Here is a 21556-nt window from a genome sequence, read left to right on the forward strand (position 1 = left end):
GAAGACTGATGAGGCTTGCATATTGCGTTGACGAATCTGATGCTGTAAGCAAGTGGTAAAAGTCGTATCGGTATAACTGTGATGCGGAACGTCGTCCATGTACCCCACCTCCTTCTTCTCTAGTGCGTCTACGTCTGTGTAGGCATGAAGGACGGCATGAGAGGTAAAAGCTATTTACCTAGCTCCGGTCGTTCAAGTTTCGGCTTCGCATGGTATTCGGAATTGCATTAGTCCTCGCCTTGATTCGACGGGGACTGCTGACCAGCGCGGAGTGTCTCCATTCCTTTGCGGCAGCAACCCATGTCCATGTGGTAGCTTCGCCTACCGACTGCATGAACTAACTTAAAGCGCTAATTGTAACTTGTCAAGTTACTTGAGCTGACAGAGGTAAGTGAATGCTTGCCCGGAGGTCTGCGCCCCGGGTGAGAATGTAGAGAAAGGATATGTGCTTACTTGCTTTAATTAGTTGGCGCTTGGGTTGAATCTTGCATATATGAGGGGGTCGCAATGAAAGCAGTAGCTATTACCGCAAATCCGGAAGTTGAGAGTCTTACCCAAGCGGTGGGCAGCGCCTTTCTCGACGGCGCTGCTGAGAGCGGTGCTTTGACCGACATGATTGACCTCCATGCAGAAGCTTTCAATCCGGTTTACTCCATGGAAGATCGCCTACACTACTTGGGGCAGGGGCCTGTACCTGATGATGTAGCTGCTCTCCAAAGCCGCATTGAAGACGCAGATGTTATCGCTTTCGTCTTCCCGATGTATTGGTTCTCCATGCCGGCCATTATGAAAGGCTTCTTTGATCGGGTGCTCTGCCGCGGGTTCTCGTACAATATTGATGGCACTCCGGGCGCTTTGGCAGGCAAAACAATTAAGCTGATTATTCTTTGCGGGGCTAGCGAGGGCAGCCACCGTATTGATGGGGTCGATAAAGCTATCGATGTGCAGATTTGCCAGCGTACCCTGAGGGATTACTGCGGTGTGCAAGACATCGAAAAAGTTTACCTCGATGGTCTCAATATGGGCGATCAAGATGAGCAGGTGCGCGAAGAAATGCGCAAGCGTTTGATTCGCATATCAGTCTTGGGTAGTCAAACAGCAGTCCAGACAGCTTCGCAAAAGCCGGAAGTGCAATCATGAAAGCGCTCACTATCGGCTTCGTGTTCGATGACACCCTCGACGTGCTCGACGGAGTCCAACAGCATATCTTGACCCTAGGCCGGGAGTTAAGTAAGCGGGGCCATGAAGTCCACTATTTAGTAGGTCAAACTGAGCATCCGCCTGTTGCTAACGTGCACTCGCTCTCTCGTAACAAGCTGGTCTCTTTTAACGGTAACCAGATGCGCATACCGCTCTTTGCTTCCGATGCTGCCATTCGCCAAGTGCTTGAGCGTGTAGACTTCGACATCCTGCATGTGCAGGCTCCATACAGCCCCATGTTGGCTGGCCGGGTTTTGCAACGAGCCAGCGCCAAGACGGGGCTCGTGGCCACGTATCACATAGCAACAACTGGCCGCTTGCAGCTGCTGGCCGGGCAGTTCTTAGGGCTTATTAACGCGCCATCTCACCGCAGTATCGACCAAGTTATTGCAGTTTCTGAGGTGGCAGCCCGCTACGCACAGCTCACCGCCGGAGCGCGGGGGAGTATCATCCCCAATCCGGTTGATGTGGCTCAGCTGGAGCTGGAGCGGGAAGCTGCTGGTCCTGAAGCTGTGGAACGCTACCGGGAGGGTGGCCCACACATAGTATTTTTGGGGCGATTTGTGCCCAGAAAAGGTGCCCAGCTCTTGCTCGACGCTCTGGCCTGGGGAGAGCATGAAGGCATCTTCCCGCAAGGCATGCACGTCACAATGGCAGGCAAGGGGCCGCTCTTGGACACTTGCCGTGAGCAGGCCCAGCATTTGCGTACGCAAGTAGAGTTCCCCGGTTTCGTTTCAGAAAGCGACAAGCCGACGCTCTTGGCTTCGGCAGATGTGGCAGTGTTCCCGTCCAGTGGTGGTGAATCCTTCGGCATCGTGCTCTTGGAAGCTATCGCTTCCGGGGCAGGGCAGACCTTGGCTGGAGACAATCCCGGTTATCGCTCCACCCTGCTTAACGATGAGGATGCCCTTTTCCCTGTCGCGGGCGAGCCGGAACTTCTCGCTCAGCGCTTAGCTGAACGCATAGCCCGCGCGTTCGACGACCAGGTGTGGGCTCAGCGATTGGGTAAGCGTGAATACCAGCTCTTGGAACGCTACGATGTGAAGAGTGTGGCTAACCAAGTCGAAACCGTGTATCAGCAGGCACTGACGGGGAAGCGCGCTCAGTAGCTGCTTTGCGCCAAGTGAGGAGAGCGCTCCCAAGAGGCATATCTACCTGTAAGCTGGCTGTATGTCCTTTTTTGATATGTTCGGTGCCATGTTCGACGACGCCCGCGATCCTCGCTTTGATCGCCAAGGGCGTGCTGATGATGACCCGGTCATCATCAATGTAGAGGAAGACGGCAAGCCTCATGCCAGCTCAGCTGGGAGTCGCCCGCGCGGTCCTCAAGGGCCAGGTATGCCTCGAATGCCACGACTACAGCGCCAGCCCTCGCCAAGCCCGGCTATGAGTCGGAGCTCGAAAATACTCCTGTGGGTGGTAGGCATTATCGCCGCAATAGTCGCGGTCTTGTTTGCCACTGCCCGTTTTATTACCGACGTGATGTGGTATTCGCAGCTGGGCGCGGGCCGGGTAGTGTGGACTCAGCTGGCAGTCAAAATTGGCTTGTGGCTAGCATACGCGCTTATCGTTGCGCTCGTTACCCTTTTTTCTGCTTCGCTCGCTATTAAAGCTCGACCAGACGACCCAGACGGCTCAACCATTCGCATTAAGGGCGATGTCATCGAGGTGAGTCATGGCATTACTTCTAAAAAAGCTTGGCGCATAGCAGGCCTCGTATCACTAGGCGTTGGCATTGTATTCGGTTTCCAATTCAATGCGGATTGGACCAGTATTCTCTTGATGTTTAACCGCCAATCTTTCGGCAGTTCCGACCCGCAATTTGGCCTAGACAACGGCTTCTACGTCTTTACCCTTCCAGGTTTGAAGCTGGTGGCCTCTTCTCTTCTGCTTATTGTCTTCTTGGCAGGCTTGTTTAGTGTCATCACCCACTTCTTAATGGGTGGTATTCGTTTAACTATGCCCATCCATGGCAGGGGCATTATCGAAATGACCCGTCGCGCTCGCCGCCAAGTGGCAGTGTGGCTCATGATTGTCATGCTGGCTTGGGCTTGTAACATTGCGTTTGGTGTTTTCGATCACTTGACCGAGCAGGGTCAGCGCATTACAGGTGCTTCCTACACTTCTGTTAATGCCAGCATTCCGGTTACGTTCATTATGGCGACTTTGGTGGCTGTTTTGGGACTAGTCTTAGGAATCTGGATGCTGACTGCTAAGACGCTTGGCGAGGGCAGACCAACAGCGGTCAGTGTGTCGGATGCAGTTAAGCAGTGGCGGGTGCCTGCAGTGAGCATAGCCGCTGTGATTGTTACCAGCATCTTACTCACGGGCGTATGGCCTATGGTCATTCAGCGCTTCCGTGTGAGCCCCAACGAGCAAGAGATGGAATCGAGCTTCATCCAGCGCAACATAGCTGCCACCGGTGAAGCCTACGGTTTAAACAAGCTCAAAACCCAGCAGTATGAAGCTACTACGCAAGTGCGTTCCGGTGCCTTGGCGCAAGACGCGGATACGACAGCTCAGATTCGTCTGCTTGACCCACAAGTGGTTTCTCCCACCTTCCGCCAGTTGCAGCAGTCCAAGCAGTACTACACTTTTGAAGACACCTTGGCAGTAGATAAATACGACATCGACGGCGTGAGCCAAGATACAGTGATCGGTGCCCGTGAGTTGGACTTGGACGGCAACGACAACCGCAACTGGGTCAACGACCATACCGTCTTTACCCACGGCTACGGCGTGGTTGCAGCGTACGGAAACAAGCTCACGCCCGACGGTCAGCCCGAGTTCTTCGAGCAGGACATTCCTACTCACGGCAAGCTGACCGACCAAGAGCACTATGAGCCGAGGATTTACTTCTCTCCCAACGCTCCCGAATATTCGATAGTTGGCTCTCCTGAGGGCACCAAAACCAAGGGCTGGGAGTTTGATTATCCCACTGGTTCCAACGGTGCTACTAACACGTTTACCGGAAACGGCGGCCCTTCAGTGGGCAATCTGGCTTCGCGTTTGCTCTATTCCATCCGTTTCGGCTCCGACCAGATTCTCTTCTCTGACCGTGTGACTTCGGACTCGCAGATTCTTTACGAGCGCAGCCCTAAGGAGCGTGTGGCTAAGGTAGCGCCGTATCTGACCTTGGACGGTCGCGTCTACCCGGCAGTGGTGGAAGGCCGAGTGAAGTGGATCGTGGATGGGTACACCACTTCTGACATGTATCCCTACTCGCAAAAGGTGGACTTGGGCCCTATTACTCAAGACACGACTACGGTCAGTTCGCAAGCGGTTAAGGGCTTGGGGTCGCAAAATGCTAACTATATTCGCAACTCAGTCAAGGCCACCGTCGATGCCTACGACGGCTCGGTAGACCTGTATGCTTGGGATAGCAAAGACCCAGTCTTGAAGGCTTGGGAGCAAATATTCCCCGGCCAATACAAACCGCTCAGTGAGATTTCGGGCGACTTAATGAGCCACATGCGCTACCCGGAGAGCCTCTTTAAGGTGCAGCGTCAGTTGCTCTCCCAATACCACGTTAACCAAGCCAGTCAGTTCTTCTCGGGCGAAGATTTTTGGCAGACGCCAGTCGATCCTACCGGAAGCGACGAAGAGCAAAAGCGCGGTGTGAAGCAGCCCCCGTATTACTTGACTATGCAGACGCCGGGCACCAGTTCTCCCACCTTCTCGCTCACCTCTACCTTTATTCCTGCTGGTACATCGACCAGGGAAATTCTCACCGGTTTCCTCTCGGTAGATTCTGACGCTGGTAAAACTGCAGGCAAAATAGGCCCTGATTATGGTACGCTGCGACTGCTTGAATTGCCCAAGAACTCTAACGTTCCTGGCCCCGGTCAGGCGCAGAACAACTTCAACTCAGATGCCACGATTTCCACTGAGCTCAACCTCTTACAGTCGGGCTCCACTAAGGTGAAACGCGGCAACCTGCTCACTCTACCGGTGGGCGATGGTCTGATATACATTCAGCCGGTCTACGTGCAGTCTTCCGGTGCCACCTCCTTCCCGCTGCTCAAGCGAGTTCTAGTTGCCTTCGGAGACAAGGTGAGCTCAGCTCCTACTTTGGATGCGGCACTCGATAAAACCTTCAAAGGTAATTCGGGTGCAGCTGCCGGAGATGCGGCCAACGCTGGTAAGACGGCCGAAGCTCAGCCAGTAGCTCCAGGTCAATCAAACGACCAAGAAGCCGTGCAGGGGAGCCAGCCAAGCCAGGGGAGTGCCGATCAGCGCTCTTCCAAGTCCAACCCCGCCCTCCAGCAGGCTCTTACCGACGCTAATCAGGCTATGAAAGATTCGGACGCTGCCCTCAAGCAAGGCGATTTCAGTGCTTACGGTGAAGCACAAACCCGCCTCAAGGAGGCGCTCAACAAGGCGCTCGATAGTGAGGAAAAGGAGTAAAAGCCGGGCCCGGCGGTCTGGCAAAGCTTGTAGAATGCTCAAGGTTTGTACGTACTTGGGAAGTGAGCACACATGGCATCTCAATTCTGGCTGGTCGTAGGGCTGGGTAATCCCGGTTCAAAGTATGAAGGGACCCGCCACAACATGGGGTTCATGTGTGTCGACCTCTTGGCTCAGCGCTGGTCCCTGTCGATGAGCGATCATAAGGGGCTGGCCATGCTGGGCAAGAGCGTTATGCGCTTGCAAGGGCAGGAAGTGAAGTTCTTCCTTGCTAAGCCCCTGACGTTCATGAATGATTCAGGCAACGCTGTGGCCTCAATCTGCTCATATTACGACATTCCTGCCGAGCATGTAGTCGTGATTCACGACGATATGGACTTGGAATATGGACGTATCAAGGTCAAGACTGGCGGTTCAGCCGGCGGGCATAACGGTATACGCTCCATAGACCGCTCGCTAGGAACTAACGCCTACGCGCGCGTGCGTCTTGGAGTAGGGCATGCTCAGCGCGGGCCTCAGGCTCACCAGCAAACAGTCGACTGGGTTTTGGGGCGGTTCTCTGGTGACCAGCGCAGCAAGCTCGACGACTTCTTGGCCGACGGTGCTGATGCTACAGAAATCGTGATGACACAAGGCTTGCACCAGGCACAGGAGCAGTTTAATGGCCGCTGAGCAGGTGCCGGGCTTAGAACATGCACTCGCGCCCTATCTTGAACAGCTGCGCGCTGATTCGACTTTCTCCCGCTTAGTTTCGGGTCGTGCCGGTGATGATTCGCTGGATGGAAGACTCACCATCCAAGCTCCTTCTGGCATACGCCCGGCCTTGGTTGCGGCAGCTGCCCAGCGCCAGCCGGTGGTCTACATAGTGCCGTCCGAGCGAGATGGTGAGGAAGCAGTAGCTTCCCTGCGTTCTTGGTTCGATGGGCCTAGTGAGAATATCGCGCTCTTGCAAGCTTGGGAGACCTTGCCCCACGAACGACTCTCACCCCGGGCCGACACAGTGGCCGCTAGAATGGCGGTTTTCCGCCGCTTAGCCCATCCGAAGCCGGCAGACTCTCTCTTTGGGCCTATCGGTATTCTCGTCATGCCGGTGCGCTCGCTCATTCAGCCCGTGGTCAAAGGCTTGGGAGATATCGATCCGCTGGTGTTCGCCGTTGATGAAGAGCTGCCCCTAGAGGAGGCAGTGTCCCGCCTGCAAAAGGCCTCTTATACGCGCGTAGATTTGGTGATGGACCGCGGAGAGTATGCGGTGCGCGGCGGCATCGTAGATGTGTTCGTTCCCACGGCTGCCCACCCGGTGCGTATTGAATACTTTGGTGACACCGTTGACTCTATTCGCCCCTTCCATGCCTCCGACCAGCGCACCTATGGCGACGGTTTGGACCAGGTTTGGGCCACGCCCTGCCGAGAGTTGGAACTTAACGAGCAGGTGCGCGAACGGGCAGCTCAGCTGGTGGGCAAGATTCCCAACGCCAACGATATGTTGGAATCCATCTCGCAAGGCATCCCGGTAGAGGGTATGGAATCGCTTCTGCCTGCCTTGGTGGACAACTTAACTCCAGTGGAATCGCTCCTGCCTGAGCGGGCTACTGTTGTACTTTCAAACCCTGAATTGCTGAGGCGTTCGGCTGACGATTTGGCCAAGACTGCCAACGAGTTTTTGGCTGCCTCTTGGCATGTAGCCGCTTCCGGGCATGGTGCAGGGGCTCCGATTTCCTTTGACCAGGCTTCCTTCATTGACTATGAGCAAGCGGTTGAATCATTGACCAGTGCCAAGCGTCAAGTGTGGGATGTGACCGATTTTAGTGTCGATCCCAGCTTGGAAGGCCACGAGCTGCTGGCTGCCCAAACGCCTGACGAATTCCGCGGCGATGAAGAACGGGCGCGAACCGGCATCGAGGGCCTTATAGCTCAGGGTAGTCAGGTCATCGTAACTGCAGGTGCCAAGGGCACCTTGAGTAGACTCCGGCGGGCAATCGAGGCAACGGGCAATTCCGGCATCACCTACGTTCAATCCTTGGCAGCCGATGGTTTCATCGATACCGAAGCCAAGTTTGCTCTGCTCACCGAGCGCGACCTGACCGGCCATGCCAGCGTGGCAGCTGGGCCAAAGTCTGCCAAGCGCCGCCGTAAGGCCATTGACCTAACTGAGCTGAAAGTGGGCGACTATGTGGTCCACGAAAGCCACGGTGTGGGCCGCTTCTTGGGTATGCGTCAACGGCAGGTGGGTCTCAAAGCTAGCAAGGGCACTCGCGAATATTTAGTCGTTGAATATGCGCCTTCCAAGCGTGGTGCTCCCGCCGATAAGCTCTTCATACCGGCCGACCAGCTGGATCAGGTGAGCAAATATATAGGCTCAGAGGCGCCCAAACTCAACAAATTGGGCGGTTCTGACTGGGCGCAGACCAAGGCGAAAGCAAAGAAGCATGTCCACGAAATTGCTCAAGATTTGGTCAAGCTTTACTCGGCCCGTCAGCGCACGCGAGGCTACGCTTTTGGGCCTGACACGCCTTGGCAGAAAGAGCTTGAGGATGCTTTCCCCTATCAGGAAACGCCTGATCAGCTGACGACTATCGACGAAGTCAAGCACGACATGGAACAGTCGATGCCTATGGATCGCCTCATTTGTGGCGATGTGGGCTTTGGTAAGACCGAGATAGCTATTCGCGCTGCCTTTAAGGCCGTGCAAGATGCTAAGCAGGTGGTGGTCTTAGTGCCGACTACACTCTTAGTGCAGCAGCATTATCAGACCTTCACCGAGCGTTTTGAAGGGTTCCCTGTGCGTGTGGCGCAGATGAGTCGCTTCCAGTCCGCCAAAGAGAACAATGAGACCATAGAGGGCTTGGCTGACGGCACGGTTGATGTGGTGATTGGTACCCATAAGCTGCTCAACCCGCACATCAAGTTCAAAGACTTGGGGCTCATGATTATCGACGAGGAGCAGCGCTTTGGTGTCGAAGATAAAGAGACCCTGAAAGCTATTCGTACCAACGTTGACGTGCTTAGTCTTTCGGCCACGCCCATCCCGCGCACCTTAGAGATGGCTGTGACTGGTATTCGCGAGATGTCGACGCTGGCCACCCCGCCTGAGGACCGCCTGCCGGTTTTGACCTATGTTGGTGTCTATGAAGATGCGCAGGTGACGGCGGCTATTCGTCGAGAGCTTCTGCGTGGCGGGCAAATCTTCTATATTCACAACCGGGTGGAAGATATTGCTAAGATTTCCGCCAAGATTCATGATCTCGTTCCCGAGGCTCGGGTGGCTGTAGCTCACGGCAAGATGGGGGAGAAGCAACTCGACGCGGTGATTCAGAGCTTCTGGCACCGCGATGTCGACGTGCTTGTCTGTACCACGATTGTGGAGACTGGCCTAGATATTCCTAATGCTAATACTCTCATTGTGGATAGGGCCGACCGCTTTGGTTTGAGCCAGCTCCACCAGCTGCGAGGGAGAGTGGGGCGTGGTCGAGAACGAGCCTACGCCTACTTCCTCTACGATCCTTCAAAGCCCATGACCCAGACTGCTCACGACCGCTTGGCTACTATTGCTCAACACACGGCTTTGGGCTCGGGCTACGACGTGGCAATGAAGGATTTGGAGCTGCGCGGCACTGGAAACTTGCTGGGTTCTGAGCAGTCTGGTCACATTGAAGGTGTGGGCTTTGATCTCTACGTACGCATGGTTTCTCAGGCCGTTGAGGCTTATAAAGAGCCCGAACGCAAGGAGCCGGTTTCAGTCTCGATTGACTTGCCGGTGGAGGCTTCCATACCCGTTGACTATATCGATTCCGATAAGCTGCGGTTGGAAGCCTATCGGAAGTTGGCCACAGCCCGCGGTGAGCAGGACTTGCAGGAGCTGTACGAGGAGCTTGCGGACCGGTACGGCACACCGCCTGCCGAGTTTGAAACGCTCTTCTCGGTGGCCCGCCTGCGAGCCAAGGCCCGAGCGCTGGGTATTTCCGAGATTAACGGCCAGTCCAGCCGGGTGCGCATCAGCAAGATTGACATGCCCGAGTCTCTCCAGACGAGGATTGGCAGGATCTATAAGGGTTCGCGCTACCATCCAGTTACGCAGACCCTCCAGATTCCTGCGCCCTTCGCGGGCAGTCTAGGAGCTAAGCCTATGGATTCGGCAGAGATTTTGGCTTGGACCGACGAGCTCTTGGACGATTTGGCTTGGCAACACCAGCCGAAAAAGTAGTCAATAGAGCAAGTGTGAGCGCTCACATTATGGGAGCGTCCTTAGTCCAACAAAGGCACTAGTCTTGAGGGTGTTAGCACAACACAAGTTGTAACCGTAAGGAGAAGTTGTGGCAGCAATTGAAAGCGTGTATGCACGCGAAATTCTTGATTCCCGTGGAAACCCAACTGTAGAGGTCATTCTGCAGACTGAAGATGGTGCTGAAGGCCGCGGCCTGGTGCCTTCTGGTGCCTCCACCGGCGAAGCCGAGGCTTGGGAGCGTCGCGATGGCGACAAGAACCGTTACCAGGGCAAGGGTGTACTCGACGCGGTAAAGGCCGTTAACGAGATTATCGCCCCCAATGTCATTGGAATGGATGCCAGCGATCAGCGTAGCCTCGACGACACGATGATTGAGCTCGACGGCACCCCCAACAAGGGTAAGCTGGGCGCCAACGCCATTCTCGGTGTTTCCTTGGCTGCTCTCTATGCAGCTTCCATGTCTGCAGAGCTTCCGCTTTACCGTTACATCGGCGGCACCAACGGACACATTCTGCCCGTTCCTAACATGAACATCATGAACGGTGGTGCTCATGCTGATTTCGCCACCGATATCCAGGAGTACATGATTTCTCCTTACGGATTCGATTCCTACCATGAGGCTCTGCGCGCAGGCGTCGAGGTCTACCACACCCTGAAGTCTGTCTTGAAGAAGGACGGCTTCAACACCGGTCTGGGCGACGAGGGCGGTTTCGCTCCCAAGATGAAGTCCAACGAGGACTCCCTCAAGTACATCATGGATGCCATTTCCGCCGCTGGCTATGAGCCCGGCAAGCAGATTGGTGTTTCCCTTGACGTAGCCTCCTCCGAGTTTTACAACAAGGAATCCAACAAGTACCACTTCGACGGCGAAGACCGCGATGCCGACTACATGCTGGACTACTACCAGGAGCTCGTCTCCAAGTATCCGCTGGTCTCCATCGAGGATCCTTTCTCTGAAGAAGATTGGTCTGCTTGGCAGAAGATTACTGCTGCCATGGGCGATCAGCTCCAGTTCGTGGGCGACGACCTCTTGGTAACCAACCCCAAGCGTTTGGCCAAGGGCATTGAGCTCAAGGCTGCCAACTCTCTGCTGGTAAAGCTCAACCAGATCGGTACCGTTACCGAGACTCTGGACGCCATCGAGCTGGCCACCAAGAATGGCTTCACCTCCATGGTTTCTCACCGTTCCGGTGAAACCCCTGACACCACCATCTCTGACTTGGCAGTTGCTAAGAACACCGGACAGATTAAGACTGGTGCTCCTGCACGTGGCGAGCGTGTTGCAAAGTACAACCGCTTGCTGGAGATTGAGGAAGAGCTTGGCTCCACCGCTCAGTACGCAGGTTACAGCGCTTTCAAGGCCTGCAAGCAGTATATGAAGTAAGTCGGGACTGGTCAGACTCGGGTGACTGAGTCTGACCGATTCTCACTTTCTACGCCCGTGGCATGTCGAGTCGGCTGCCACGGGTATTTTTATGAGTATGACCAGAGCAAGTCTTCCGCATTCGCGGCGCAATGCACCAAGCAAGGGTTCTTCGCAGCCTAAGGACTCCAAGAGCCAGTCGCGCCGGCGTAGTCAGGGGCCCATATCCTTGTGTATTTCCCTGATTATCGTCTTTATTGGAGCTATTCAGCTGGTCTCAACCTTTCACACCTATGCTGTCAATCTTTCTGAGCTCAATGGTCTTAAAAATCAGCAGGCGGCACTCATATCCCAAAAGCGCGATTTAGAAAACGACATCGCTCGCTGGGATGACAATGCTTACGTTACAGCTCAGGCCCGAGACCGTCTAGGTTTCGTCTTTCCAGGTGAGCAAGCCATTCGCGTGCTGCATCCCGAGGCGGTGACTGGGGAGCAGCCCTCTTCAGCCCAGCGCAAGAGTGCCAATGAGCACAGTCAAGCCCACGCGCCTCTGCCTTGGTATCGAGAAATGGCCTATTCACTTAGTCGTGCCGACACTCCGGCCAATACGAAAACGCCTCAGGAGTCTAGCAGCGGTCAAGGAAGTGGACAGCAAGAATCTCTTCGTACTAGCAAGAATCAAGACCATTCGGGGGAGTAGACTATGAGAACAGACAGCCAAGAGCCGCAGATGGCACTGCCGCCAACCCGTATCGATGAGCTAATCAATCGAACGTTTGAACACCAAGCTAGTGAAGAAGACATTGACGTTGTACAAGCTCAGCTGGGCCGCTATCCGCGTGGCATCGTGGCGGTGGGTGCCCGTTGCGTTTGCGGTAACCCTTTAGCGGTTATAACTCGCCCTATGTTGCCCAAGGGAGTGCCCTTCCCTACGAGCTGCTATCTAACTTCACTGGAAGCAGTAAAAGCCATCTCTCGCCTTGAAGCTGATGGTCTCATGAACCAGATGAACGAGGAGCTAGCCAGCAGCGAAGAGCTCCAGCAAGCTTATCTGCGTGCCCATCACACTTACTTGGCTTTCCGCCATGCTCTTGCCCTGCGATTAGGCGACGACGAGAGCCATATCGAGGGCATTACGGCCGGTGGCATGCCCAACCGGGTCAAGTGCCTACACGCGCTTAGTGCCCAGTCACTAGTCATGGGCCCGGGAGTCAATCCCATTGGTGACCAGGCTTTAGCTGCGGTCCGTGATCAGTTTGATCCGCAAGTTTGCCGTTGCGCCCAACCTTGGCCCTTGATCCGGTCATAAGCATAGGCGGTGAGGCTGCGTGCAGAAGGGGTGCGCTGCGAACCGCTTGCGATCAGGCTGCTCTATGGTGTGCATGCTGAGTGAATTGTGGTGAGGAAAGGATTTCGTACGTTGATGGATGCTGTAACGGTTGCAGGAATAGATTGTGGAACCAACTCTATTCGTTTGATGCTGGCCCAAGTCGACGAGAGCGGTTTGCATCCGCTGTGCCCGCGGACCATGCGTGTGGTGCGCTTGGGGGAAGGAGTCGACCGGGAGCACCGCTTCAGCCAAGCCGCCTTGGATCGCACCTATGCTGCAGCCCATGAGTTCGCAGACATCTTGAAAGAATACCAAGTAGAGGCCTTGCGTTTTGTAGCAACTTCCGCCAGCCGCGACGCCAGCAATAAGGACGAATTTGAAGATGAGATCGAGAGCATTTTGGGCGTTCGACCTGAGGTCATTTCTGGAAACCAAGAAGCGCAGTTGAGCTTTTTGGGAGCGGTGAGCGTTTTAGAAGCCAAGCGTCAGGCCGCTGCGATGCCCAATCCTCCCTACTTGGTTGTGGATTTGGGAGGCGGCTCAACCGAGCTGGTGGTCGGCGGAGATGGGCGCGCTGAGCCTATTGACCAAGCGCAGGCCGGCTATTCGATGGACATCGGTTCGGTGCGGATGAGTGAGCGCCACCTGCTGAGTGATCCCCCAACCCAAGAGCAGATTAACCAAGCTCTTATTGATATCGACCGCAACATTGACCAAGCTTTCCAGGCAGTCCCTGTGCAGAAGGTCCAAACGCTGATTGGCGTGTCTGGTACTGTTACGACGATGAGTGCGCTGGCCTTGGGACTCGATTCTTACGATAGGGATGTGGTCGACGGTGCTCAGGTGCGCGTGAGCGATGCTCAAGAGGCTAACCGGCGAGTGTGGGCTATGAGCAGGCAAGAACGCTCTGAACTTAAGACCATCCATCCTGGTCGTATTGATGTGATTGGCGGGGGAGCATTGGTGTGGAACCGCTTATTGGAGCGCCTACGGCAGGAAGCTCCGGGCTTGAGCTCTTCCTATGTTGCCAGTGAACATGGGCTGCTAGACGGCATAGTGCTCGACCTTGGGCGACACTTATTGGGACACCAATCTTAATAAATTCCGGGCAGTGGGGTATAGTAATCCCGTAGCTAGTTGACTAGTTGGCCCCGGTGGCGGAACGGTAGACGCAGCGGACTTAAAATCCGCCGCTGTAACAGGCGTGTGGGTTCGATTCCCACCCGGGGCACTCAGCGCTGAGGCGCACCTTGTGTGCGTGTAAGCGGTAAGAATACACGTAATTGCTAAAATAGTTTCTGAGTCCACAACTAGCGTTTGGCCCAAGAGCTCGGAGGATGATATGACAGAACAAAGCATGCCTAAGGTCAATGCTGCCTTTGGTGCTTATCCAACCATCGAATTCGAGGGCGCTGCTCCTCAGGGTTTGCGTGTGCAAGAGCTTGTAGAAGGCGACGGGCCTCTGGTTCGTAAGGGAGACACCGTTACTGTGAACTATCACGGCGTGGTCTGGGGTGGCGAAGCTCCTTTCGATTCGTCTTTCGACCGCCATCAGCCAGCAAGCTTTGCCATCGGTGTAGGCCAAGTTATTAAAGGCTGGGACCAGAGTGTACCAGGTCACAATGTGGGTTCACGACTCTTGGTTTCGATTCCTCCGGAGTATGGCTATGGCTCTCGTGGCGTGCCTCAGGCAGGTATTGGGGGAGACGACACGCTCGTCTTCGTTGTCGACATCATATCGACGCGTTGACGCTCTGACTGACTTGCGCCGGTCGGATCCGGCGCTTTCTTATATGTACAACTTGCAGTTAGACCTGCTATAGTTCAGCCTATTGGAGTTATTCGTAGGTCGACATGTGGTAAGACTAGCGGCAGATGAAAGCAATCCAAGAAGATAGCGAGTGTGGTTGGGAAATACTTGCAGACTCGTGAAGGTACAAGGAGGATGTGATGGCAGAGGAAAAGACGATTCTGCTCACACAAGAAGCATACGACAAGCTTGAAGATGAGTTGAAACATCGCCAAGGTGAGTATCGTGATGAGATTACCGAGCGTATAGCTGCGGCTCGCGCAGAAGGTGATTTGAGCGAAAATGGTGGCTACCAGGCCGCTCGCGAGGAGCAAGGTAAGAACGAGGGCCGTATCAACGAGCTCATTGTGAAGCTGCGCAATGCTAAGATTTTGAAGGCCCCCAAGGCCGGAACGGTTGGCAACGGCTCTATCGTGACTCTCGATTTAGCTGGCAACGAGATGGCATACGTGTTGGGATCACGCGATATCGCCGTGGCAACGGACTACGAGGTTATTAGCCCCGAGTCTCCCATTGGTGCCGCAATTATGGGTCACAAGAAGGGCGACTCAGTCTCCTATAAGACCCCGAACGGTAAAGAAATTGCCGTAACGATTAAGGATTCGCAGCCTCTACAATAGGTGCGGATATACATAAGAGGCCGGCGGCTTCACCTGTTACAGGTGGAACACCGGCCTCTTAGCTGTTCATCTGCCGGGTTTACATTAGGTGGCAGACCACCAAGTAGATAGCGACGACATGGCAGGCGTATCCTGCAACGGTTCCGCAGTGGAAGATTTCGTGGAATCCGAAAATTCGCGGCCAAGGATCGGGCTTGCGAAGAGCGTAGACTACGGCTCCAGCAATATAACACACTCCGCCAGCGATGAGCAGCCACACAACCGCCGGTCCTGCTGACGGTGACTTCCAGAAAAGGTCGAGGAAACCCACTCCTGCCACACCAAAGATGACGTAGACGGAAGTGTAGAGCCAGCGGGGTGCTGAAATCCAAATCACGTGTATAAACATGACGACGACAGTTGCCGACCATATGCCTATTAGAATAATGCGTCGCCAGAAGGGGTCAAGGGCAAATGAAATAGGAGTATATGTACCGGCAATCAGAAGAAAAATATTGACATGGTCTAAGCGCCGAAGCACGTCGGTAACCCGTGGCGACCAGTCGCCCAAGTGGTAGAGGGCGGAATTGCCGAAGAGCGCTAGCGAGCAGACCATAAATACGGCGCATGCCCACTTGAGGCCGGCTCCAGGGCTAATGCAGATAAGGACGATACCAGAAGCTAGGGCTAGGGGAGTGGCTACGGCGTGAATCCAACCGCGCAGCATGGGCTTTGGGCGTCCGTGAACGTCGAGACGCACCTTGCGCTCAAGCTCTTCAACGGGCAAGCCCTCGATTTTTGCAGCTTTGAGTTCTGCTTTCTCGACTATACGTGTGGACCGGGCCTGGGCCTTGGTGCGCACAGCTGCCGCCTTGGCTTTCAAATGCATCTCTCGAGCAATTTGCGCCTGCTCGCGGGCAGATAAAAGTTCTTGCCTGCGTTGCTCTCGTTTGGCTGCTACAAGTGGGTCTACCGACTCGTTAGGCTCTTGCGACATGATGCTCCTTATCGGACTACCTTGATCGTAGAAGCGTGCTGTAACTCCTTTTATTCCTTTAGTCTATCGCTAGGGCCTTATCCTGTCTGTTCTTGTCTCTAGTGGTGTGCGTATTCAGCTCGCTTTTCCCCGAGCGCAAGCTGTGTTGTGGCGCTGACTCGGCTATGATATAACTATGGCTGATTTTTCTGAGATACTCACTTCTTTTTCTGACTTTAACGAGAACGACCGTGAGTGGCTTCATTTGCTGGTGGCCGATTGGCAGGTCATCGCAGATTTAAGTTTTGCTGACTTGCTGCTCCTGCTCAAGCGTGAAGATGGTCGCTATGTGGTGGCTGAACAATGCCGGCCTTCTACGGTTATGTCTCTGCGCACCGAAGATGTTGTGGGCGATCTAATCCCTGAGGACCGCCAAGCCGAGCTTGATACTGCTATGGAGGCTAAGACTGTCTTACGCTCCAATAAGATGCGAACGGTAGGCAAGGCCACGGTGTGCGATGTATATGCGCCCATCCGCCATCAGGGTAAGACCTTGGGGCTAGTGGCGAGGGAAACCAATATGGCGACTAGGGAGTCGAACGGCCGTTATGAGAGTGAGAGCATCAACGCAGGTAAGGCTCTTTTTGAAATGGTCACCCGGGGGCAGTTCCCCTATTCGGATTCGGTGATGAATCAGCGGCATAACGCTCGCGTGGCCGACGGTTTTATCGTCCTCACTGCGGGTGGTATTGTGCGTTATGCTTCGCCCAATGCCATTTCGTGTTTTAGACGTCTTGGTTCTGTCGAGACTATGCCAGGCCAGTACTTAAGTGAGATTGGTACCTCACTTATCCGTCAGAATGACCCCCTGCCTGATTCATTGCCCTTGGTACTCACCGGCAAGGCAGCTGTTGATTCTGAATTAGTGGTTAATCGCTCGGCAGTATCTATGCGCTCATTGCCGCTGTATGGCAAAGATGGACGCATCGGCGGCATTGTCTTGTGCCGCGATGTAACTGAGCTGCGTCGGCGTGAGAAGGAACTGCAAACCAAGGATGCCACTATATCTGAGATTCATCACCGGGTGAAGAATAACTTACAGACGGTGTCAGCCCTGCTACGGTTGCAGAGTCGGCGGACCAAGCAGCCCGAGGTGCGCAAAGAACTTGAGGAAGCTCAACGCCGTGTGCAGACGATAGCGGTTGTACACGAGGGATTGAGCCAAACGGCAGATGAGATTGTCGATTTCGACAAAGTCATCGCCAACCTTCTCAAGTTGAGCGTGGATTTGGCTACGACTGCTGACCAGAAAATTTCGATTTCTTATATCGGCAAGTTCGGTATGATGCCTGCCCAAGATGCAACCCCGCTCTCGCTTGTTTTGACTGAGCTTATCAACAATGCAGTCGAGCATGGCTTTGAGGGGCGCAAGGAGGGGCATATAACCATCTCTGTGGGCCGCGGGGGAGACAACCTAAATGTGGTTGTTGAAGATGATGGTAACGGTTACGACAGCGAATCTAGGGCAGGTGTGGCACGCACGTCTGGCTCTGGTTTGGGTACGCAGATTATTAGCACTTTTGTGACCAACGATTTCGGTGGCACTGTGCGTTGGGGGCCGCGGCGTGATGGTGGCACTCGTGTGGTCATCAATATTCGGCTCCGCGTAGCTCAAAAAGCTAGCGAGAAAAGTCGCTAAGGAGATAAGCAGGAGGGAGGGCCGATGTAAACCGGCCCTCCCTCCTGCTTGAATTTGTATATGAGTGCTAATAGCGAGCACTTCTACTTTGCTTAAACCTGTTGCATAGCCTGCGTGCGGCGGGCACGCATGGCTCTACGCTTCAAAGCCCTACGCTCATCTTCACTCAGGCCACCCCACACGCCGTAATCTTGGTTGGTGTCCAGAGCACACTTCAAACATGCATCGATAACTTCGCAGGTACGGCAGACGGCCTTGGCCTCTTCAATCTGCTGGTACGCTGCTCCAGTATTACCTACTGGGAAGAACAGCTCCGGATCCTTGTCTCGGCACGCTGCCTTGGCTCGCCAATCAAATGCGCTGCTCATGCTGATGTAACCCCTACCTTCCGCCAGTTTTACTGGTACTTCAGTTCATTCACTTATTATAGGGAACCACGATTAGCGCAACTTTTCAAGACTTTAGGGAAAAATTAGTCTGAGAGCACTGGATCAACTGAGATTTACCCTGCTTAATGAGCACAGCACGACCGGCGATAGAAGCAACATTACTGTCTAAACGCTGTACAAGAGGGCTAGGAATGCCTGCCATGAGATCGTCGGCCCGTTGGCCGCTGGGGAAGATAATCTGGGTTGGAAAGCGTTCAGGCTGGCGCAAGTACCGTGTAGATTCAAGACTCACTAAGACCGTGCGCGCAGGATCGGCCACGGCCTCTTGCAAACGTGTTGCCAGCGGGTCTTGGTTGAAGGGGTCCATCAGGTCATCTGCGCCGTCTAGCAGCCAAATCGAGCGAGGTGCTAGGGGAGGGGCCAAGGCTTTCTGCCTCGCCACCCGGGCTTTCCCGATACCAGCCGGCTCTCGTCGGGGAGGTACTCGTATTTGCCGATGCTCGGCCGTGCGCCCAGTACAGTCACTATAGGTCAGATGTAAGGCCTGATGTAAACTGGTTTGCGCAGCCAACCCAGCAAGTTGTGCGCACATAAGCTGTAAAAGTGTCGTTTTGCCTCGTCCCGCAGCACCGATAATAGCGATGTTACCGTGCAGAGGCAGGCAGCATGGTTCGAGGCGGACTCCATCATCGGCTAATCCTAAGACCAAGCAAGGGTTGCCATTCTTCCAAGTGATGAGCGATGAGAGGCTGTCTCGACAACTGGCAGACAAGACTTTCGGCAATGCAGGGGTAAAGAGGGCTGTGGCTGGTTCTATCGCACTAAAGTGGGCAGCGATACAAATGTGTTCAACGAGCGCATCAGGATTTGCGCAATAGGCGCAGCGGAAAGCCTTGAGCTGGTCCCCGTCGCTATACAAGCCAACTCCTGGCGTATGAGGGCTTATCTGGGCTGCGCAGGATGTTCCCAAGAGTTCCTTGGATTGCAAACTGTCTCGCACCCGTAAGCTAATGCTCAAATTCATATTGGCCTTCATCTGCGTACTAACCTGGCCCATGGGATTTTGCGTGCATGCCACAAGATTCATGCCCAAGGAGCGGCCCAGCGAAGCTAGCTGCACCAAATGATCCATATAGTCCGGAAGTTGTTGTCGCAAGGCTTGGAATTCGTCGATAACCACCATCAAGCGAGCGGGTGGGCAAGGCAAGTCGGCTGTGCTAGAAACTCCCTCGTTTGCCACTAGTTGCTCCCGGCGTTTGAGTTCGCGCTCAATGCCATCGATAGCCCGCGCCGCCGCCTCAAGGTTCAAATCCGAAACTGAACCTACGGTATGGGGTAGCCTGCTTAACTGGCTAAAGGCTGATCCGCCCTTAAAATCTAAGAAAATGAAGTTGATAGCGCTCGGAGGTAGTTTACCTGCAAGAGCCAAGCACCAATCTTGTAGTAGCACCGATTTACCTGAACCAGTTGTGCCCGCCACAAGCGCGTGGGGGCCCTGGCGGGGAAGGTCAAGTTCGAAACTGCCTTCCGAAGCGCTACCTAGCTTTACACTGTACCGGTCAGGATCGTCCCCTCCATTGTGCGCTTGACTGTCTTGCTTCAGCCATTCTCCTACGATGCCCTGCCACAGAGCACCACCCTGGGGCACTACTTGAGAAGCAGCAAGCAAACTTTCTACATCGCTGACCGGCAGTTCGCCGAGTTGTGCAAGCAGAGCTTCATCTTCTTGTGCCTCATGGGGTAAGGGTGAGTGCAAAGTCCGGGGAGTGCCTGTACGAGTTCCGCCATTGCCTGTCTCCTGGCGTTGGTTGAGTATTTGTACCAGACTCATAGCAGCGGCCGCCAAAACGCTGGGAGCCAATAGTGCAGCGTAGAGCCAATTACCTTGAGCGCCCATTAATACAATCATGCCGACTTGAGCGAGAATAGGACTAGTCTGCGCAAACATCGTGAGACGGGCCAAGCGTACTCGCACCCGCTCTTGAACTTGGCTAGTATTGGTTTGTTGACCTGAAGAGGCGGTAGAGGTCTGTGGGGTACGTGTCATAAGCCTTATTGTGGGCTAAACGATTGATGAATACCAACCAGCAGAGGCAATGTGGTCGAATGTGAACAAGGCCTAGAATTGCGGGAAAACGCTTGTGCTACATGCCCCCCACGGTACCGGTTTCGTGGGTACCGTCGTTGAGCTGGGTAAAGAGGTCCAAGTTGCGCTTAGCGTCGAGTAAGACAGTAGAGCCCAAGCCGCCGGGGTAGTAGTCTGGATCGGTCCAATACACGGAACCGTTCACGCCTTTTTCGCCAGAGGCATCGCGGAAGGCGAGCACCATGCGGGCAAGAATCCAAGGATTGGTGCTTTCGTCTACAATAACCGCTCCTAGCGATGCTTTGGCCAGATTTGAAACATGCGAAGGATTGACGAGACTCTTGGGAGAAGCTGCCTTTTGAGCAATGGCGGCAATCACCTTGCGTTGGCGTTCGGCTCGGCCGAAATCGCCCTTGGGGTCGGCATAGCGCATACGGGAGAAGGCCAAAGCAGTGCCACCGTCGGCATCATGGCAGCCGGCGGTCCAATTCAAACCGGAATAAGGATCGTCGACCGTCTGGTCGTAGCACAAGTTCACGCCTCCAAGAGCATTGACAACACCTTCTAGACCGCCAAAGCGAATAAGTACGGCATGGTCGATTTTGTGTCCAGTAATAGCTTCCACTTGGCTGGTCAGTGCCCTGTATCCGCCCAAATTTGCTGCGGCGTTAATCTTCATTCCCTCGCCGTTGACCGTTACCAAGGAGTCACGGGGAATGGAAATAAGCGAGGCTGCGCCGTGGCGGGGCTTGGTCAGTACTAAAATGGTGTCGGTGCGGAATCCTGGAGCATCGTCATAGGTGCCGGTACCTTCTGTGCCGTCGCGCTCGTCTGATCCAAGAATAAGCCAGCTGGTAGCAGTGCCCGAAGCCATGTCGGTCAGCATATCTTTGTGCTGGAGCTGCTTGTCAATCCAAGACCAAGTGCTCACCGCGCTAAAAGCACCTACAGCCAAAATCAAGACCAAAACTGCAGCCACTATCTTGCGGGCCCTATGCTTATGCGGCTTGCGAACCGCTGCTATCGATTGCGGACGCTGCCCTGAGTTATAAAGGGCTGCCTGGTGCGCTGGTCGGCTAGGAGCTGCTTGGCGAGAGGAGCCGCTAGAGCGTCGGGCTGGCTGCTGCACTCGTGCCGCTTGCGCAGGTGCTATCTGAGGCCGTCCGGAAGAGCGCCGGGGCTGAGATGGAACCTGGGCAGGTTGGCTGGCATGCTTGCCCGAATCGGGCGAAAAGCTGGGCAGTGTACGCGAAGGCTGGGCCTGCGAATTGGAATGAGTCCGACTACTTCTTGGACTGCTGTGCTCGCTTGAGGATGGTGCAGGGGAGGTGCCTCTCTTGCTGCGCTGTGAGCTTCCGGTGGGTAGGAAGGAGGGCGGCTTCTGATTGGGCTCTTTGCCCCGCTCTCGCTCACTCATCAGCTTCTATCCTCTTTCTCTGTTTCCCCGTATTCTCCTAGCATCAGACTTACATATT

General features: G+C 54.7%; 16 protein-coding genes, 1 tRNA gene and 1 riboswitch. Of the genes, 13 read left to right on the plus strand and 4 right to left on the minus strand.

Annotated elements, in window-relative coordinates; all coding sequences use genetic code 11:
* Positions 1-176: 176 nt before the first annotated feature.
* A riboswitch (M-box (ykoK) riboswitch) is annotated at positions 177-336 on the minus strand.
* Between the two features lie 171 nt (positions 337-507).
* From R8377_RS02780 to R8377_RS02835, 12 genes are all read left to right on the plus strand, one after another.
* Positions 508-1140, plus strand: a complete 633-nt coding sequence (locus R8377_RS02780) for an NAD(P)H-dependent oxidoreductase (RefSeq protein WP_317643451.1) — start codon at positions 508-510, stop codon at positions 1138-1140.
* Positions 1137-2309 (plus strand): glycosyltransferase family 4 protein, encoded by a 1173-nt coding sequence (locus R8377_RS02785; RefSeq protein WP_317643452.1) that lies wholly within the window; start codon positions 1137-1139, stop codon positions 2307-2309. The genes R8377_RS02780 and R8377_RS02785 overlap by 4 nt, the downstream gene beginning before the upstream one ends.
* A 61-nt stretch (positions 2310-2370) precedes the next feature.
* Positions 2371-5607: a UPF0182 family membrane protein gene (locus R8377_RS02790; protein WP_317643453.1), complete on the plus strand. Its 3237-nt coding sequence runs from the start codon at positions 2371-2373 to the stop codon at positions 5605-5607.
* Between the two features lie 72 nt (positions 5608-5679).
* Positions 5680-6279, plus strand: coding sequence for an aminoacyl-tRNA hydrolase (pth, locus tag R8377_RS02795; protein ID WP_317643454.1), 600 nt, complete (start codon positions 5680-5682; stop codon positions 6277-6279).
* Entirely contained in the window at positions 6269-9808 is a 3540-nt protein-coding gene (mfd, locus tag R8377_RS02800) for a transcription-repair coupling factor (RefSeq protein ID WP_317643455.1), read from the plus strand. The genes pth and mfd overlap by 11 nt, the downstream gene beginning before the upstream one ends.
* A 109-nt stretch (positions 9809-9917) precedes the next feature.
* On the plus strand, positions 9918-11213 hold the full coding sequence (eno, locus tag R8377_RS02805; RefSeq protein ID WP_317643456.1) for a phosphopyruvate hydratase: 1296 nt from the start codon (positions 9918-9920) through the stop codon (positions 11211-11213).
* Positions 11214-11304: 91 nt separating this feature from the next.
* Entirely contained in the window at positions 11305-11892 is a 588-nt protein-coding gene (locus R8377_RS02810) for an FtsB family cell division protein (RefSeq protein ID WP_317643457.1), read from the plus strand.
* A gap of 30 nt (positions 11893-11922) precedes the next feature.
* On the plus strand, positions 11923-12501 hold the full coding sequence (locus tag R8377_RS02815; protein ID WP_317643680.1) for a DUF501 domain-containing protein: 579 nt from the start codon (positions 11923-11925) through the stop codon (positions 12499-12501).
* Positions 12502-12615: 114 nt separating this feature from the next.
* A complete protein-coding gene (locus tag R8377_RS02820) occupies positions 12616-13620 on the plus strand; it encodes a Ppx/GppA phosphatase family protein (protein ID WP_317643458.1) in 1005 nt (334 codons plus the stop codon).
* Between the two features lie 50 nt (positions 13621-13670).
* Positions 13671-13753, plus strand: a tRNA-Leu gene (locus R8377_RS02825).
* A 111-nt stretch (positions 13754-13864) separates the two neighbouring features.
* A complete protein-coding gene (locus tag R8377_RS02830) occupies positions 13865-14272 on the plus strand; it encodes an FKBP-type peptidyl-prolyl cis-trans isomerase (protein ID WP_317643459.1) in 408 nt (135 codons plus the stop codon).
* Between the two features lie 200 nt (positions 14273-14472).
* Positions 14473-14952 carry a GreA/GreB family elongation factor gene (locus R8377_RS02835; protein ID WP_317643460.1) on the plus strand — a complete coding sequence of 160 codons (480 nt, stop codon included), beginning with the start codon at positions 14473-14475 and terminating at the stop codon, positions 14950-14952.
* Positions 14953-15031: 79 nt separating this feature from the next.
* On the opposite strand, the gene trhA is transcribed toward R8377_RS02835, so the two are convergent.
* Complete coding sequence (trhA, locus tag R8377_RS02840) at positions 15032-15928, minus strand: PAQR family membrane homeostasis protein TrhA (protein ID WP_317643461.1); 897 nt, start codon at positions 15926-15928, stop codon at positions 15032-15034.
* 175 nt (positions 15929-16103) lie between these two features.
* Between trhA and R8377_RS02845 the strand changes: the two genes are divergently transcribed.
* On the plus strand, positions 16104-17606 hold the full coding sequence (locus R8377_RS02845) for a sensor histidine kinase (RefSeq protein WP_317643462.1): 1503 nt from the start codon (positions 16104-16106) through the stop codon (positions 17604-17606).
* A 92-nt stretch (positions 17607-17698) separates the two neighbouring features.
* Here the strand turns inward: R8377_RS02845 and R8377_RS02850 are convergent, their stop codons facing one another.
* The 3 genes from R8377_RS02850 to R8377_RS02860 form a co-directional block, all read right to left on the minus strand.
* Positions 17699-17974: a WhiB family transcriptional regulator gene (locus R8377_RS02850; RefSeq protein WP_317643463.1), complete on the minus strand. Its 276-nt coding sequence runs from the start codon at positions 17972-17974 to the stop codon at positions 17699-17701.
* Between the two features lie 85 nt (positions 17975-18059).
* Entirely contained in the window at positions 18060-20042 is a 1983-nt protein-coding gene (locus R8377_RS02855; RefSeq protein WP_317643464.1) for an FtsK/SpoIIIE domain-containing protein, read from the minus strand.
* Positions 20043-20139: 97 nt separating this feature from the next.
* Entirely contained in the window at positions 20140-21498 is a 1359-nt protein-coding gene (locus R8377_RS02860; RefSeq protein WP_317643465.1) for an LCP family protein, read from the minus strand.
* Positions 21499-21556 lie beyond the last annotated feature (58 nt).

The organism is Bombiscardovia apis, from assembly GCF_033095945.1.
Taxonomy (GTDB): Bacteria; Actinomycetota; Actinomycetes; order Actinomycetales; family Bifidobacteriaceae; genus Bombiscardovia; species Bombiscardovia apis.

Coding starts and splice junctions, on each gene's coding strand:
- R8377_RS02780 (WP_317643451.1), top strand. CDS start 508: ATGAAAGCAGTAGCTATTACCGCAAATCCGGAAGTTGAGAGTCTTACC.
- R8377_RS02785 (WP_317643452.1), top strand. CDS start 1,137: ATGAAAGCGCTCACTATCGGCTTCGTGTTCGATGACACCCTCGACGTG.
- R8377_RS02790 (WP_317643453.1), top strand. CDS start 2,371: ATGTCCTTTTTTGATATGTTCGGTGCCATGTTCGACGACGCCCGCGAT.
- pth (WP_317643454.1), top strand. CDS start 5,680: ATGGCATCTCAATTCTGGCTGGTCGTAGGGCTGGGTAATCCCGGTTCA.
- mfd (WP_317643455.1), top strand. CDS start 6,269: ATGGCCGCTGAGCAGGTGCCGGGCTTAGAACATGCACTCGCGCCCTAT.
- R8377_RS02810 (WP_317643457.1), top strand. CDS start 11,305: ATGAGTATGACCAGAGCAAGTCTTCCGCATTCGCGGCGCAATGCACCA.
- R8377_RS02815 (WP_317643680.1), top strand. CDS start 11,923: ATGGCACTGCCGCCAACCCGTATCGATGAGCTAATCAATCGAACGTTT.
- R8377_RS02820 (WP_317643458.1), top strand. CDS start 12,616: ATGGATGCTGTAACGGTTGCAGGAATAGATTGTGGAACCAACTCTATT.
- R8377_RS02830 (WP_317643459.1), top strand. CDS start 13,865: ATGACAGAACAAAGCATGCCTAAGGTCAATGCTGCCTTTGGTGCTTAT.
- R8377_RS02835 (WP_317643460.1), top strand. CDS start 14,473: ATGGCAGAGGAAAAGACGATTCTGCTCACACAAGAAGCATACGACAAG.
- trhA (WP_317643461.1), bottom strand. CDS start 15,928: ATGTCGCAAGAGCCTAACGAGTCGGTAGACCCACTTGTAGCAGCCAAA.
- R8377_RS02845 (WP_317643462.1), top strand. CDS start 16,104: ATGGCTGATTTTTCTGAGATACTCACTTCTTTTTCTGACTTTAACGAG.
- R8377_RS02850 (WP_317643463.1), bottom strand. CDS start 17,974: ATGAGCAGCGCATTTGATTGGCGAGCCAAGGCAGCGTGCCGAGACAAG.
- R8377_RS02855 (WP_317643464.1), bottom strand. CDS start 20,042: ATGACACGTACCCCACAGACCTCTACCGCCTCTTCAGGTCAACAAACC.
- R8377_RS02860 (WP_317643465.1), bottom strand. CDS start 21,498: ATGAGTGAGCGAGAGCGGGGCAAAGAGCCCAATCAGAAGCCGCCCTCC.